Here is a 15697-nt window from a genome sequence, read left to right as displayed (position 1 = left end):
TGCATGTTTGAATGGGTCTATTTTGCGAGACCTGATTCCGTAATTGACGGACGGGAAGTTTACAGTGTCAGAAAAAGAATTGGCAGAAAGCTTGCGGAGGAGCAACCAGTCAATGCGGACGTTGTTGTAGCGGTGCCCGACTCAGGAAGGGGTCATGCCCTTGGATTTGCAGAGTATTCTGGGATCAAATACGAAGAAGGTTTCATGAAGAACCGCTACATCGAGCGGACTTTTATTTTACCTGAGCAGAATCAGAGAGATGAAGGCGTTTTACTTAAGTTGAATCCTATCAGATCAACAGTCAGCGGGAAGCGCGTCGTAATTGTCGACGATAGTATTGTTCGTGGAACGACGATGCGCAAGATTGTGCAGATGGTGAGGAGGGCTGGGGCAAAGGAGGTTCATGTTCGCGTCGGTTGTCCCCCGATCAGGGCTCCGTGTTACTACGGCATTGATATGAAGACGCGTGAACAGTTCATCGCGGTCAACCGCTCGTTCGAAGAAATCTCGAAGATGATCACAGCCGATAGCATTGGGTATATAAGCATTAAGGGCCTGGTTGAAGCTCTAGATATCCCTGAGAGTGATCTGTGTCTAGGATGTCTGACTGCTGAGTATCCAACAAATGTACCTGGAGAGAAGATGCGATTCCAGCAGAAACTCGAGGTTGAATTGTGAGTTAATCATTGATGGCCCAGTGAATGATTTCATTTGATATTGATCTATTCTCGATGATGTGTTTTGAAATTGCTGTTTCAGGTTTCTGTGCCGGTATCAATGGTAAGATTTAATTACAAAAATTCCCTTGAGAGCAGATGCGTGGGCCGGTAGATCAGCTGGAAGATCGCTATCTTGGCATGGTAGAGGTCGCGAGTTCAAATCTCGCCCGGTCCACTTTTTAATGGAAAATTTTGTTTGGACTTAATATTAAAAGAACTTCAAGATATTTCGTGGGATTTCTCCAGGGGGTTCAGGCAATTTTGTGGAGTATCCACGGTGCATAAAACCTGTTCCCTTGCGATTGAAGGTCGATCAATATTGGGATATCCGAGATTGATGAGAAAGCTTTAATCCAGTGCCTTATGAATACAATGCATAAGAACGTGAATATCTTAATCTATTTGGACGAAAGTTAGAATCTCTTCTATACATGTGATAATGGTCATGGAAATCTGCAAATGTTCAACGATTGCAGAGCTTGACCTATTGGGAGGAGACCGCGCTAATCCAATTGATCTCTTTTGACAGTAAGCCAGATCGCAACATTTTGCAAGATTACAGTAATTATATCACTTATAGATGGGTTCTTAATGTCCTGCTTTACATTGTTCATTATTAAGTACACCTCATAACAAGCATGATTGTTGGTATTGACAATAGAATAATGATAGATCGAAATTCTAACCGCTATCGTTATTAGATATCCTGAGGACAAAGAATGGATCATTTGCGGTCAAGGGTTGAGGACTACCCAAAAGGTCTTACGTGCGGAACGCTTTAAATGCTCGTGAGCCTTATTGAATTTAACCTAGGCCGTTAGAACTTCACTCGCCCAATTTCTGCTCTCCTTAGGCATGATCTAGTACCTTTTCCTAAGATATAGAGGGATTTTGGAGCCTGCAAATACTCACATCGATCTTTGAGCAGTTTCTCTGGGCTAGAGCGGCAATGTTAAAGAAACCTGCATACGATATCAGAATAAGCTCGGAGGTATTCGCATGTTAGGTGTAGCAAATTTGAAAGGGATCTTTGTGGCCATCGTCACGCCATTTACGCATGGAGATGAAGTTGACGTCGAAGGTCTTCGAAAACTTGTGGACTTCTACATAAAGAATGGAATCCACGGGATTATGACGACCGGGGGAAATGGAGAATTTCCACATCTTCTTCCCGAGGAAAGAAAGGTGGTGTTAGAGCACGTTGTTGACGCTGTTCGGGGACGAATTCCTGTTATTGCTTGCACAACCGGTTGCAGTGTAAAAGAAACGATTCTTTACACCAAACATGCGGATAATGCGGGCGCGGATGCGGCCATCATCGTTCAGCCTTATTATTTCAAACTCCCACCAGAACAGATCTTCCGTTATTATGAAGCGGTTGCGAATAGCACCGAAATACCGATTGTTGTCTACAACAATCCAGGGTATACAAAAAATCCGATTCCGCCGAAGCTAATGACTAGGATTCTGAACATCAGGAATGTGATTGGCCTCAAGCAAAGCGAATACGATATCAGCCAGACAATCGAGATTATTCGGGTGATGGGTGATCAGGTTTCGGTCATGACTGGCATTGACAGCCAGCTCTTTCCAGCACTTTGCATCGGAGCAAAGGGGATCTTCTCAACGGCGGCCTGCGTTATCCCGAAGCAGATGGTCGAATTGTACGAAACGTTCATGCGAGGCGATGTTAGAAAAGCGCTCGAAATCCATATGAAATTACAGACGATCAATCGATTCTTTGAGTACGACCCGGGATATGTTGCGCCTTGCAAGGAAGCATTAAGACTCATGGGCCTTCCAGCCGGCCACGTAAGACCTCCGCTTCCGGAGCTGTCTAATGAAGAGCGAGTGCAGCTGAAGGAGGCACTTGTTAATCTCGGGGTTCTAAAGAACTGAATGAATCTTTCAATCAGGCCTCTTCCTTTTTTATAATCATATTTTTCCTTAAGAATTAAAATCGACTATGTGCGGTAAATGAAAGGGGCAGTGCTGTGTGATTTATTCTAATTATAACTTGTTTCAATTGACATATATGTAAAATCGTTTGCTACATCACTTTTTGGCACAAAAACCTGATTAGTTAACGTGTTACTATCATCCTACCGCAAGCCCAAAATGTTACCTACTTCGAAATTCAATCAAATCAATAGTCACTTAAATCAATAGACAATTCGAATCAATCGAGAGGTGATTCTCTGAAGGCAATGGTGCTTGAAGAATGCAAATCCGTCGAGGAAAAGCCCCTCAAACTTCTTGACGTTCCAAAGCCTGTACCAGCTAGGAATGAAGTAAGGATTAAAATCAAAGCCTGCGGCGTTTGCCATACGGACCTCCATACAGTTGAAGGTGAGCTACCCCTCCCAAAATTGCCAATCGTTCCAGGTCATGAGGTAGTCGGTATTGTTGATGAGCTCGGTGAGGAATGTTACCGTTACAAGAAAGGAGAGCGAGTTGGTGTCGCATGGCTCTATTCCTCATGTGGTCTTTGCAAATTCTGTAAGATGGGGCTTGAAAATTTGTGCGAAAATGCAAAATTCACGGGCCTCCATGCAAATGGGGGATATGAAGAATATATGGTCGTGAGGGAGGATTATGCGTATCCCATCCCAGATATTTTTTCAGACGAAAATGCGGCACCGTTGCTTTGCGCTGGTGTCATCGGATATAGATCGTTCCGTCATTCCAATGTAAAACCAGGTCAAAAATTGGGACTTTTTGGCTTCGGCGCGTCAGCTCACATTGTAATTCAATTAGCAAACATCTTGGGATGTGACGTTTATGTGTTCACGAGAAGCGAGAAGCACAGAGAACATGCAAGGAAATTGGGGGCCAAATGGGTTGGGGATGCACGGGACGCTTCCCCGGAGAAACTCGATAGCGCCATCATATTTGCGCCTGCTGGTTGGATTGTTCGAGAAGCGCTCAAATCAATCGACCGAGCTGGGACTCTAGTGATAAATGCGATACATATGTCCCCGATACCTGAGCTTCCATACGATTTGTTGTGGCATGAGCGTAAGATTGCAAGCGTTGCGAATGTGACAAGGGAGGATGCAGAACAGTTTCTCAAAATCGCCGGACGGATTCCTATTAGGACAGAAGTTCGCTCATTTAAGCTTGAGGAAGCTAATGTGGCGATGCAGTTGATGAAGAAATCAGAGATTGAAGGTGCGGCGGTGCTCAGAATCGAGTGACATGTCGATCGTTTTTTTTTCATGTCGTTTGCTGGGGTTTGGCCAGTGGTTGCCCTGTTCAATGAACCGCGGGAACTAACTGCAGTGTTCCCGATTCAATTCTTTCTTTCTAAGAACAATCGCTTTTTCATTTTGTTTATGAGAATTCAGCCAGCAACTAATAAATATTCATGGCCCTCTTCACGACAAAAGCATGATCATTGATTCCCACGTGCACATTTGGAAACGAACGATGCTACCAAATTCTATACTACGGGCGTATCTCGAGCCTTTGCTCGAGCTGGATGGTCTCATCGATATGAGCATCGATAGGGAGCAGGACTGGCCGATGTCTGAGGTTGATGCGGAGATGCTCATTTCTTCAATGGATGCCGCTGGCATTGACAAGAGTGTGGTCTTGCCACTTGATTTTGGAAGAATCGAGGAACCACGTGCGACCGTTGAAGTATATAATGAATGGGTCTTTGAATCCTGCGCCAGCTATGGAGATAGGCTCATTCCATTCATCGGCGTCGATCCGATGCGGGGGAAAAGGGCGCACGACCTCATCGAAAAGATGGTCAAGAAATTCGATGCAAAAGGGGTTAAGATTTACCCAGGAACTGGATTTCGACCCGATGACAGCTTGGTTGGTGAATTTTGGAACCTTGTTAACGATCTAAACCTCATCGTTGTCACTCATGCTGGAGCGAGCTGGGGGCCACTTGATGAGAGTTTCAATCATCCAATTTATTTTAAGAATGTTCTGGAGAGGTTTCCATCAATCAAAATCATCATCGCACATCTTGGTGGAAAATGGCGATTTGAGACATATGAGTTGGCCAGGGAATTTGAGAATGTGTACACGGACTGCTCAGCTCTTCAGGGTTGGCTTCCGTCCCAACCGGAGATCGCAATCTCGCGTTTAAGGGAAGCTGCATCTCTCATGCCGGATCGTTTGATTTTCGGATCAGACTGGCCCTTGTTTGACATGAGCTATCCGCACTCCCAATGGGTTCGTTTTCTTGTTGAAAATAATTGGGCGGATGAAGAAGTAAAGGAAAGAGTACTTGGCAAAACATTTCTCTCTTTGGTTTAACGCTTACTATGAATCATTTGAGTAGTCTATGGTGTAATCGGATTCCCCCATGTATTGGAGAAGAAATTCTCACTGATCGGTTTTCTTTCAGGTCTTTCTAATTCAGCTTCCAACTGCTTAGGTGATAAAAGCGATTGGTCTGACCCCTGGTATCCGCATATGACGAGAGTTATAACGATGTATTCTTCTGGAATTTTTAGGATTTTTTTGATTTCTATAGGATCGTAACCTGCGATTGGATGTGCTATCAATTTGAGTTCGGTTGCCATCAGCAGCATCTGTCCGATCGCTAGTCCGCAACTGAAAAGGTGATAATCTCTGCGGTCGCTGAGACGGCAGTCGTCCTCAGGCCTCGAAGCAACAACGAAGATCAATGGTGAGCGCGTCGCCCACGCGTTTCCTTTTGAGAGTGTTCTCTTAACCTCTTGTAGCGTTTCTTTATCAGAAACGATAATGATTCGCCACGGCTGATTGTTAAAACACGAGGGTGCGAATCGTATGGCATCGATAAGTTCATTCAAAACATTTTTTTCAATTGGGGTCGTGTCGAGAGCCCTCTTTGCCCTCCTTTCTTTAATCGCTTCGTGTACCTGCATGAGGTTCATCCTCACGTTTTTAATTGAAGGATACCAGTAATAATGATTGCGTTCTCGTTCACATTGCAGAAGTTATTTTGAATAAGATAAACCGCACTTATTAATTCGCCAAGTGGTGTACTAGATTAGTGATGCAAATAGGAAATGTAAAAAGAATTGCAATGTGAGTATTGAATCGGGCTAAAGCACCATTTGCCTTACTGAAAATTTTAGGTCATTCGTACCGGAATTTCACGTATCGATGTCTATTGTATTTTATCACCACACGTACAACTGGGTTCAATCTTCGTCCCCGACGAATGATCCTTCTTGCAGTGCTTGTGCAAGAGAGCTGGGAAGATTTTCACCTAAACGATCTATTTGTTTAGCCTCGCTAAAACAATTTCAAAGACTCTTTAACATGAATTAGGATCTAAAGTCCAATTTCGTAATACCAGATTTTTGGAATCTTGGTTATCTTTTAAGGATCATACTTGCTTTCAACTCTTTGCTCCAATCCCCTATTACATCTATAATTCCTGGCCAATTTTTCTTGATCTCATCTTCTCCCACACACAACTTTTGCAATTGTAAGTGATCAAAAGTTTAGTAAACGAGAAAGCAATACTGATCATGTTGATTGACGGGCTTTTTTCTGGGACTGTGCTCTCCATTATTCTCCTCGTCGGAGGTGTAGCAGCGGTATTGATCGCGATAATTGGCAAGGATCAAAGGAGCCATTATGATGAAATTCTTGCAGTCATCGGCTTTCTTATTGGTGCTTTCATGATTTTTGTTGGGGCTTCGATTTATCAGAAGAGCGGCTGGGACCAGTCATCGACGATGCTTATTTTCATTTCCCTTGGGTTGGGGCTTTTCTTTCGCGTTTTCAAGAGGATTCGATGGGCATCCCTCATAAGCTTGATTGTGGGTCTCGTCTTGGGTTTGATTTTATACAACCTTTCAAAATCGCTGACAATTATCACGTTATCTCCGATTACCATTTTGGTCGTCGTCTTTGTTGTTATGATTTTAGTGTACATTGTGCTCAGGGCTCTTGAAGGAGTCATCGACTTTTTTGGGGGGGTAATCAGCTTCCGTCCAGTCCTCTTCTTTCTTGGTCTCCTAGCCGTTGCCGAATCGCTGATGCTCCTGCTCGGTCGTCCAATCCAATCGTTTTTGACACTTACTTGCTATTGAAACTCTAAAGATTTAAATTGGAGAACTAATATCGAGTTTCTGCGGGCTCGTGGCTTAGCCTGGACATAGCGCTGGCCTTCTATCACGAGATTGTACCGTGGAAGCAAGCCAGATGTCTCGGGTTCGAATCCCTGGTCATTGGGCGAAATTCCCGACGGGCCCGCCATTCTGTATCAAAAGGTTGATAAGTATCTATACAATCACGGCACGAATAAACGAGGAATATGGATGAAGAGAAGTTCACGCGCTTGGAAGAAGCGGGGCAAGATGCGTTGGAAGTGGCGAAAGAAGAAAATGCGGCGCCGAAAGCGACAGCAGAAGATGAGGAAGGCTTGAGGATCGCATGGGGGTGTGGGGTAACACGGCATCCTCGCGGGCTCCAGTTAATTGGGCGTGATTGTCAACGGGTAGGCTGACCAGTGATGAATAACTGGAGCGATGACCCGTTAATTCGTGCGGGGTCGCTCCCCGCGTGGTGGAAACCCGCTGATCTGGGTTCAAATCCCAGCGCCCCCACTTTTCCTGAGCAAACTGGCTTATGACAAGCGGACTTGCAAAAATATTTTTATTTAGCTAGCCAAAATATAAAAGAGGAAGTTCAACATTTCTTTTATCTTTTCAGGCTTTTCCAGATCCATTATATATCGGCGGTCTATAATAAATATGGATCATTCAGAGGTGCCTTCCGGCATGATCGATTATCTTTACCTTGTCACCACCTCAATGTAAAACAGGAATTGGGGGAGTAACTAGAAACACAGTGGTGGCGGGATCATTACGCACTGCGCCATCGTGTCGTCCGCATCTGAATTCGAAAAAGCGTGCGTTTTTTCGTTCGAGTGGTGATTATCCGTTATGAAATCAATTGTTCTCCAGCAAAACTACGTTCGATCGACATTACGATCACTCTGGGTAATTCAATTCCAAGGCCAGATTTCAGGGGCCTAAAGATAATTGAAGCAAATCCTTCAGTTTCCATGTGGCTAGGGTCGAAAAAAAGGCAATCAGAAACGGATATTCAGATCTTGCGCGATTGGAGCTTAACCGCCATGATGTCGAAATCTTAAACTAGATATCATTCGTTTACGGGGAATCGTGGAAAATCAATCGACGGTTGGAGCGAATTCTGAAAATTCCTGGGAGTTTCTGGAAACCGACGTCGTTTTGTCTTTATTGAAGACTGATGTGGAAAAGGGGTTGTCTACTGAAGAGGCCCGTTCGCGTTTAAATGTATATGGCTATAATGAACTAGCTAGCCGCAAACGAGTATCGCCAGTCCATATCCTGATCAAGCAATTCAGGAACCTGCTCCTGATCTTACTCTTAATTGCTACAATTATCTCGGCTTTTATGGGAGAATTAGTTGATGCGATAGTAATTCTGGTAATTGTCATTTTTGTTGTTATTCTAGGTTTCGCACAGGAATACAGGGCTGAGAGAGCTCTTGAGGCCCTGAAGAAATTGCTAGCACCTACGTGTACAGTGAGGCGCGACGGTCTAGAAATCCAAATTCCAGCTAAAGAGTTGGTTCCCGGGGACATTGTAGTGCTCGCCGCGGGAGACAAAGTGCCAGCGGACATGCGTCTTGTTGAGGCGACGAATCTCCAGGTGGATGAAGCCCCCCTCACCGGTGAGTCTTTGCCAGTCTTAAAAACGGTTAAGCCGTTGCCTAGGGGTGTTGCCCGATCCGAAAGGATTAATATGCTTTTTTTCGGAACAACGGTGATTTGTGGGAAAGGAAAGGGCGTCGTCACGGCAACTGGAATGAAAACCGAATTCGGCAAGATCGCAGAGGCTTTGAGTCAGGTTGAAGAGGAGAAGACTCCGCTTGAAAGGCGGATGGACGAGATTGGAAAAAAACTAGGCTTTATCTCTTTAATTCTCGTGATATTAATATTGGGATATGAGACAATAATGAGTTTCTATCTCTATGGAGCGTTGAGTTTCAACTTCTTTTTTAGGGTTCTCCTGTTTGCAGTAGCTTTGGCTGTCGCAGCTGTTCCCGAAGCGTTGCCGGCGATTGTCACCGCAAATCTCGCTATAGGAATGCGCAAGATGGCCGAAAGGAATGCTCTCATTCGAAAAATGCATGCGATTGAGACGCTCGGCAGCACTCAAGTAATTTGCACAGACAAAACGGGGACATTGACCAAGGGTGAAATGACTGTAAGGCAGGTATACTTTGCAGGAAAATGTTACGAAGTAACGGGAGTAGGTTATGACCCCACTGGGGAGGTCCTCCTTGGAGGCGTGCCTATATCCGTGGAAGAAAGGAAACAAATTACCAGATTAGCTCGGGCAGCTATCCTTTGCAACGATGCTAGACTCGAATACGACGAGAGTGGTAGAAGAGTCGTGAAGGGAGATACGACTGAAGGTGCGCTCATCGTGTTCGCAGAAAAAATCGACTCGTCACTCGTCCACCTACGCAATGTTTGCGGGCGTTTTTATGAAATTCCATTTAGTTCTGAAAGGAAAATGATGACAACAATGCACGAGTTCTCAGATACTGGTCAGATAGCGATTGCGAAAGGTGCCCCCGAGATCATATTGGCCCGTTGTTCTCATCATATGGCGTCTGAATCGATCGAGCCGCTATTAGAAAGTGAGAGAAATCGTATCATGTCAATCGCTGAGGAAATGGCATCAAACGGCATGAGAGTTCTGGCCGTTGCGGAAAGACCCCTGCCTGCGGAAGTTGACGTTACAAGTGCAAGCGACGTTGAAAGGGATTTGATCTTTCTTGGTCTCATCGGTATGATGGATCCACCGCGCAAAGACGCAATTGATGCAATCAATGTAGCAAAGAGAATAGGAATTAGGACAATTATGATTACAGGGGATCATAAACTCACTGCTGTTGCCATAGCGAGGGAACTGGGGATCTACGCAGAGGGAGACTTAGTTTTAACAGGAGAGGAACTTGAGCAAATACCAGATGAAGAGTACGAGAAAATCGTTGAGAAAGTCACTGTCTATGCGCGAGTCTCCCCATTGCATAAATTGAAAATAGTTGAGGCATGGAAAAAGCGAAATTATGTTGTAGCAATGACCGGAGACGGCGTGAACGATGCCCCTGCTTTGAAACGCGCAGACATAGGAATAGCGATGGGGATCACGGGAACCGATGTCGCCAAAGAAGCGTCGCATATGGTCCTTGGAGATGACAATTTCGCGACCATAATAAAAGCAGTGGAATATGGACGACTGATCTACGGCAATATCAAGAAGTATTTGACATATTTACTTCAAGCAAATTTGGTTGAAATCGCTGTTATCGCTCTCGGTGTACTTGTAGTCCTACCATTGTTTGGTTTCTCAGGAGAGGGCGCGTTTCCTCTACTTGCTGTTCACATCTTATATATTAATCTTGCAACGGACGGATTACCAGCATTGGCGTTGAGTTTTTCTCCTGGCGATCCAGACCTAATGACACTACCACCTCGACCCAAGAATGAACCTGTTTTCACCAGGGATGTTAAGCTTTTCCTGCTTCGCGCACTCATCATCGAGACTCCTGTTTTATTATTGGGTTTTCTGGCAGCTCTGCATTTAGGAGTTGATGCTGCCAGGAGCAGAATGTTCTTGATGTTCATTGCTATCGAGCTGGTGATAGCGCTGAGCTGCAGGTCTCTGACATTCCCAATTAGCAAAGTGAAACCTCACAGATTGCTCATGTTTACCGTGATATGGGAAATCATTCTCATTGTTATATTGCTACAGATCCCTGTGACGCGAGAGGCACTTCACCTGGTACCGCCGTCCATCGAAGACATCGCGTGGGTGATAGGCGGCGCGATAATCGTTCTTCTTTCAATGGAATTGCTCAAGCATGTTCTCTCTCACTATCGGAATAAGAAAAAGCTGAATCCGTATGAGGCAGCTAGCTGACCTGTCGGAAGGGCGATCAACTCTTCATGCGGCTGATGACTTCATCGATGGCCATGATGGGTGATTCCTGAGTTTTGCCAAAACTCAACAAACATGTATCGAATGATTGGTCTGCAGTCAACGCTTCCGTTTGCATCTAGGGGAGCCGTTGGGAGGAATTTTTGCGATTATTGCTCCTATTTAGTGGAATCAATTAGTGGTATCACCTTAATTGCTCTAAATCATCATAATCTTTGATTTCAAGACCAGTTGATGTTCATAAAATCTGTGGCCTGCGTTTTTCAGTGGGTGAGTTCATCTATCTGGTGGATGAAGATTTTACGATGAATGATTTAGTTACGAAGAGATCTCTGCGTGTTTCGGTTTAATTTTGGCAACGCAGATTTTGATTTAACTCTCGTTGAGAGCAAGAGAAGTAAGTATTTTATATAGCGTTCCTTTTCTAGTGTCCTGGGATAGACATGGCTCTTTGGCAAGGACGGTCGCAGAGAAAACCATCCGGCGGAAGATTGCGACCTAACAGGAAGAAGCGTCGGTTTGAAATCGGTTCGGAAGTGCAGCCGACCCATCTCGGGGAAGAGAAGCTGAAGAAGTATAGGACGATGGGCGGCAACTGGAAAGTTAGGATGCTATCGGCGAAATACGCGAACGTAGTTGATCCTTCAAATAAGAGGACGGCGCGCGTGAAGATCGTAACCGTGAAAGAGAATCCCGCCAATCCCAACTATGTGCAGCGAAACATCATCAATAAGGGCGCGGTCATCCAAACAGAAATAGGTCTTGCCAGGGTGACTTCTCGACCTGGTAGGGATGGTGCTATTAACGCCGTTCTAATCAAATGAATGGCCAAATTATTTATACGAACTTATTCTTGTTCCGTTTATGGTCTTCGACGAGGACACGGCTTGGGTTCTCTGGCCAGAATATTTTGACATAAAACGGAAGCGTTCGCAGGGAAGGAAGGTTCGACGGTCGTTAGCAATCAACGATCCAACGGTTGAGTTATTGGCAAAAGCGGTCGAAAAATTGGGATTGGAGTATAGAATCGAAAAGGATAAGGCGTATCCTTCGAACTGGTGGGATCATAAGGGAAGAATCCTCGTCGAAAAGTCAATGCCAAAGTCCAAGTTGATTGCACTGGTTGCTGCAGAACTTTCGAAAATTCAACGATCCTGAGGCGTTTCGACTTCTTCAACGAGTTTCTTGCCAGCAGAAACGCTGTCGACTGAGTGGATCACAGCACCCGTGTCTGCGATTGTCCGCTCGACTTCCTCAAAGTCGATTGATGTTCCCTCGATCGTGATCTTGATACTTTCCGTCTCTTGGTCAACCTCTTCTAAAGTACAATTTACACCAGAGACACCGCTCAATACACTCAACCGCTTGGAAAGTTCGACAATCGAGGGGTGGTGTGGCTTGAGAACATCGAGAACCAATCGTTTGATGTCGCTCAATTCGGATCACTTTCCAAATTTGAAATGCAACCGAGATATAAAATCGTTATGAAAAATCATTTGGGATCTTTTAAAAACTGGTTTTTCAGGATCAATAGTTATTTCATTCATCTGGTTACCAAATAGACCTATTTAATATTCTATTCTTGCTTGCTTTCCAGTTTTGTTATGTATACAAATTACCCAAATTTGGCGCATTCGCGGGAAAGTTATAACTATCGTTGCATCGAATGTTGAATATGTGCTTATCGCCTTCATTTCGGACATCCATGCTAATGTAATCGCATTTGATGCCGTGCTGAAGGATATAGAGAAATACGAGGCAGATGCAATCATCTGTGCCGGTGATATTGTCGGTTATTACCCATATCCAAATGAAACCATCGAGCGCGTTGCATCACATCGGATCAGTTCGATCGTCGGGAATCATGATCGAGCTGTCGTGAGGATCAATCCCGTCGGCATGAATAGAATGGCAGCTGAAGCGATTCTATGGACGGCAAAGAATATCAAAGCTGAATATGTTGATTACCTGCGATCTCTCCGTTCACGAATGACCACTCAGATAGACGATTTGGTAGTCGGCGTTTATCACGGATCACCGAGGGACGATGATGAATATCTCTATGAAATTGATGCGACTGAAGAGTTGCTTGAGATGAGTGGCTCATGGCTTGTCGTCACTGGTCATACGCATATACCGTTCATTAAGAAAATGAAACGAGGGATGATAATTAATGCCGGCTCTGTGGGACAACCAAGGGACAGTGACCCGCGCGCAAGCTACATCCTCTTCGATTCAAGCTCAAGGGAAGCATGGATCAGAAGAGTAGAGTACGATTTTAGTGAAGTTGAGAGAAAAGTGAGGGAAGCCGGGCTTCCTCAGTTCCTAGGGGAGAGATTGAAGTATGGCTTTTGATAATCCGATGTTCGAGTGAATAAGAAGGACTTAGCGAAGAACAAAAGATAAGATAAAGCAATAAGGCGAAAACATGCTCTCCCAGCGGATGAATGCGCAGCCCATTCCAGATCATCCTGTTCTCGAGATTACGAACGACGAAAAAATCCTTTGTGCGGGTGACCTCCATATCGGCCTTGAGGAGGAGCTGAGGAGAAAAGGGATACATGTGCCGAGTCAGACTCATAGAATGGAAGAAGAACTTCATGTGTTAAGCAAATCTCATGACCGGTTGATTCTCCTCGGCGACATCAAGCACCAAGTACCAGGGACAACGAGACAGGAGAACATCGAAATCCCTCTATTTTTAACGAAGATGAAAGCCCTTTTCAAACGAATCGATATTGTCAAGGGGAACCATGACGGGGGTGTGGAGGAGTGCCTGCCTGACGGAGTCGTTTTGCACTCCTCAGCAGGGTTCTCGGTCGGGAATATTGGGTTTCTTCATGGGCACACATGGCCTTCACTCGATCTCGTTTCATGTGAAATTCTTGTCATGTCTCACAATCATCCCACAGTGATTTTTGAAGATGGACTCGGGAATGTGCAGACGGAGCCGTGTTGGTTGAGGGCTTCCCCTACGAACACAGCTTTCGATTATTTTGATACTTTTCCGAACGAGATCATCATTATGCCCGCTCTCAATCGAATGCTTGGCGGCTCGCCAGTCAACACAGAAGATTGTGAACTACTAGGTCCACTCTTCAAAAATAAGATTATTGATGTCGCCAACGCTGAGGTTCATCTCCTCGACGGCGTCAATCTTGGCAGGGTGAAAGATATCACTGTTTCCTATCGAAATAGAGGCTCTTTGTTGTCGCGCTGAGCGGAATCCCGATCACTATTCTCGAATTGATGAATCCCGCCTTTCTTGCGGCCACCCCTACTCTGTACATTACTCTGTTATCAACATTGTGGATGCTTGCGGTCTTTACTGCGGACCCAATTGCAATTCCCAGATCGAGAAGTCTAAAAATGCAATTCGGCCCAACAAAGTCCCTTTCAAGGTGACTCACCTTCATTTCCTCGCAAAGAAAACCGCACCCAGCACAATCGACGCCGTTTGGAGGGTGATCGCGTAATCCGAGGAGCAAGACAGCACTTGATTCGAGTACATTTTTCCCATCCCTCGTGAATCCTTGCTCATTCCTCTCCTTTGCCATCTGGATCATTGTATCGCCAAGTTTCTTCACGTCATCGCCTGTTAGGACCTTAATTTCGACGTAATCCTTTCCTAGTCCTTTTGGCGCAGTTTTCGCAGAAATCGCCATCAAATCGGCGACAAGTTTGACCGCACTTTCCATTTGATGCACCTTCACCCGTAATCCAAACCTTCTCCTAAATTATTTTCGAATGCATTATATTCTCAAAAAATGGTTTGGCGCCACACTCGTATCCTCAAATAGCAAATGTATGAGAAAAATGGGAAAGAAGAGGAAAATGTTTCAGAAATTTGAGATCTTCTTGAACTCGGTGCCATCAGGCTTTCTGATGATTACGGTGAGTGGCATATGCCCCGGTAATGTGTGCGTTGCGCAGGAGTTGCATGGATCGTATGCCCTGTAGGCCATCTCGACCATGTTAAGCAACCCTGGTGAAACCTCCCAATTCTTGATGAGGGCCTTTGCCGCCTTTGCCACACTAATATTGATCGGTGCGTTGTTGTTTGTTGTCCCAACGATTAGATTGACATTTTGAACGATGCCGTTTTCGTCAGAAACGTAGTGGTGGATGAGTACGCCTCTCGGCGCTTCTACGCAACCAACGCCTTCCCCAGGCGTTTTTGTCTTCGTTTTGATGTCCTTACTCGTGATCTCTGGATCCTGAGCGAGTTCAAGCAGTCTCTCCGATGCATAAAGAAGTTCGATAACCCTAGCCCAGTGATACGCTTGCGTGTGGTGAATCGGCCCTTTTACACCGGCATCCCTGAAGAATCCTATCATCTTCTCGTACTCTGCTTGTGCAAGCGGCGTCGTGAATCCGTTCGACACATTTATCCTTGCTAGTGGTGCGACGCGATAGACACCGCTATCTGGTCCATCAATAAGTCCCTTCCATCCGATTTTCTTCAGGAAACAGAACTTCTCATAGCTCCACGGCTCGACATGTTCGCCAATGTACTCGAGATAGTCCTTTGGATCGAATTTCGCAATTTCGTTCCCTTTCGGATCGATCGCTCTGAGCACGCCGTCGTAGAAATTGATTTTGTTGTTCTTATCCACAAGTCCGACGTAGTTCGTTTCATTGTAGAAGATGTTCGGATCAGTAATGATTGATAGGTACTCTTTGTTCTTCAGAACAACGTCTTCGAAGAGTTGACATGTAAATTTGGAAAACTCGACGCAAGATTTTGCCATCTTCTCGATTTCTTTCCTTTCGTCTTCACTGATAGGCTTCGACATGCCGCCTGGGATACCACAAACGGGGTGAGTTGCCTTTCCGCCGAGCATCTCTTGGATTTTTTGGGCATAAGATCTGTGCCTAATTACGGCCCCGCCAATCTCAAGTCCAACTGTGTCAACGACGCCGAGGATGTTCCTTTTGCCCGCCGGAGCAGCGGGGCCCATCACGAAGTCAGGTGCAGCAAGGGCGTAAAAGTGAGCGATATGGCTGTGAACATAATGT

The 15697-nt window shown here is 45.2% G+C and carries 14 protein-coding genes and 3 tRNA genes; 13 read left to right on the top strand and 4 right to left on the bottom strand.

From position 1 onward, the window contains the following. The 5 genes from QHH00_07945 to QHH00_07925 all read left to right on the top strand — a co-directional run. Positions 1 to 678: amidophosphoribosyltransferase (locus QHH00_07945; protein MDH7509307.1), on the top strand; the 678-nt coding region annotated here is incomplete at its 5' end. A 143-nt stretch (positions 679 to 821) separates the two neighbouring features. Continuing rightward, positions 822 to 894, top strand: a tRNA-Ala gene (locus QHH00_07940). An 824-nt stretch (positions 895 to 1718) separates the two neighbouring features. Then, on the top strand, positions 1719 to 2618 hold the full coding sequence (gene dapA, locus QHH00_07935) for a 4-hydroxy-tetrahydrodipicolinate synthase (GenBank protein MDH7509306.1): 900 nt from the start codon (positions 1719 to 1721) through the stop codon (positions 2616 to 2618). Positions 2619 to 2926: 308 nt separating this feature from the next. Continuing rightward, positions 2927 to 3916 carry a zinc-dependent alcohol dehydrogenase family protein gene (locus tag QHH00_07930; GenBank protein ID MDH7509305.1) on the top strand — a complete coding sequence of 330 codons (990 nt, stop codon included), beginning with the start codon at positions 2927 to 2929 and terminating at the stop codon, positions 3914 to 3916. Between the two features lie 193 nt (positions 3917 to 4109). After that, positions 4110 to 4994, top strand: a complete 885-nt coding sequence (locus QHH00_07925; protein ID MDH7509304.1) for an amidohydrolase family protein — start codon at positions 4110 to 4112, stop codon at positions 4992 to 4994. 26 nt (positions 4995 to 5020) lie between these two features. Here QHH00_07925 and QHH00_07920 read toward each other — a convergent pair whose 3' ends face one another. Continuing rightward, on the bottom strand, positions 5021 to 5599 hold the full coding sequence (locus QHH00_07920; GenBank protein MDH7509303.1) for a nitroreductase family protein: 579 nt from the start codon (positions 5597 to 5599) through the stop codon (positions 5021 to 5023). 603 nt (positions 5600 to 6202) lie between these two features. Here QHH00_07920 and QHH00_07915 point away from each other — a divergent pair. The 6 genes from QHH00_07915 to QHH00_07890 all read left to right on the top strand — a co-directional run bounded on the left by QHH00_07915 (position 6203) and on the right by QHH00_07890 (position 11836). Continuing rightward, positions 6203 to 6769 (top strand): hypothetical protein, encoded by a 567-nt coding sequence (locus tag QHH00_07915; protein MDH7509302.1) that lies wholly within the window; start codon positions 6203 to 6205, stop codon positions 6767 to 6769. 43 nt (positions 6770 to 6812) lie between these two features. Then, positions 6813 to 6935, top strand: a tRNA-Arg gene (locus tag QHH00_07910). A 179-nt stretch (positions 6936 to 7114) separates the two neighbouring features. Next, a tRNA-Trp gene (locus tag QHH00_07905) sits at positions 7115 to 7285 on the top strand. A gap of 579 nt (positions 7286 to 7864) precedes the next feature. Next, positions 7865 to 10660 (top strand): cation-translocating P-type ATPase, encoded by a 2796-nt coding sequence (locus QHH00_07900; protein MDH7509301.1) that lies wholly within the window; start codon positions 7865 to 7867, stop codon positions 10658 to 10660. 461 nt (positions 10661 to 11121) lie between these two features. After that, on the top strand, positions 11122 to 11502 hold the full coding sequence (locus QHH00_07895; GenBank protein MDH7509300.1) for a 30S ribosomal protein S8e: 381 nt from the start codon (positions 11122 to 11124) through the stop codon (positions 11500 to 11502). A gap of 40 nt (positions 11503 to 11542) precedes the next feature. Continuing rightward, positions 11543 to 11836, top strand: a complete 294-nt coding sequence (locus QHH00_07890) for a signal recognition particle subunit SRP19/SEC65 family protein (protein ID MDH7509299.1) — start codon at positions 11543 to 11545, stop codon at positions 11834 to 11836. Here QHH00_07890 and QHH00_07885 read toward each other — a convergent pair. Next, positions 11824 to 12114 carry a DUF211 domain-containing protein gene (locus QHH00_07885; protein MDH7509298.1) on the bottom strand — a complete coding sequence of 97 codons (291 nt, stop codon included), beginning with the start codon at positions 12112 to 12114 and terminating at the stop codon, positions 11824 to 11826. The genes QHH00_07890 and QHH00_07885 overlap by 13 nt on opposite strands. Before the next feature lie 241 nt (positions 12115 to 12355). Between QHH00_07885 and QHH00_07880 the strand changes: the two genes are divergently transcribed. Further along, a complete protein-coding gene (locus QHH00_07880) occupies positions 12356 to 13033 on the top strand; it encodes a YfcE family phosphodiesterase (protein ID MDH7509297.1) in 678 nt (225 codons plus the stop codon). An 88-nt stretch (positions 13034 to 13121) separates the two neighbouring features. Then, a complete protein-coding gene (locus QHH00_07875; protein MDH7509296.1) occupies positions 13122 to 13898 on the top strand; it encodes a metallophosphoesterase in 777 nt (258 codons plus the stop codon). Here the strand turns inward: QHH00_07875 and QHH00_07870 are convergent. After that, positions 13855 to 14376, bottom strand: a complete 522-nt coding sequence (locus tag QHH00_07870) for a DUF2148 domain-containing protein (GenBank protein MDH7509295.1) — start codon at positions 14374 to 14376, stop codon at positions 13855 to 13857. The two genes, QHH00_07875 and QHH00_07870, sit on opposite strands and share 44 nt — an antisense overlap. A gap of 141 nt (positions 14377 to 14517) precedes the next feature. Further along, positions 14518 to 15697: Ni/Fe hydrogenase subunit alpha (locus QHH00_07865; GenBank protein MDH7509294.1), on the bottom strand; the 1180-nt coding region annotated here is incomplete at its 5' end.

This window comes from Methanomassiliicoccales archaeon (assembly GCA_029907465.1).
Classification (GTDB): domain Archaea; phylum Thermoplasmatota; class Thermoplasmata; order Methanomassiliicoccales; family JACIVX01; genus JACIVX01.
The sequence above is the reverse complement of the archived record's forward strand: the minus strand, read 5'-3'. Positions and strand labels throughout refer to the sequence as shown.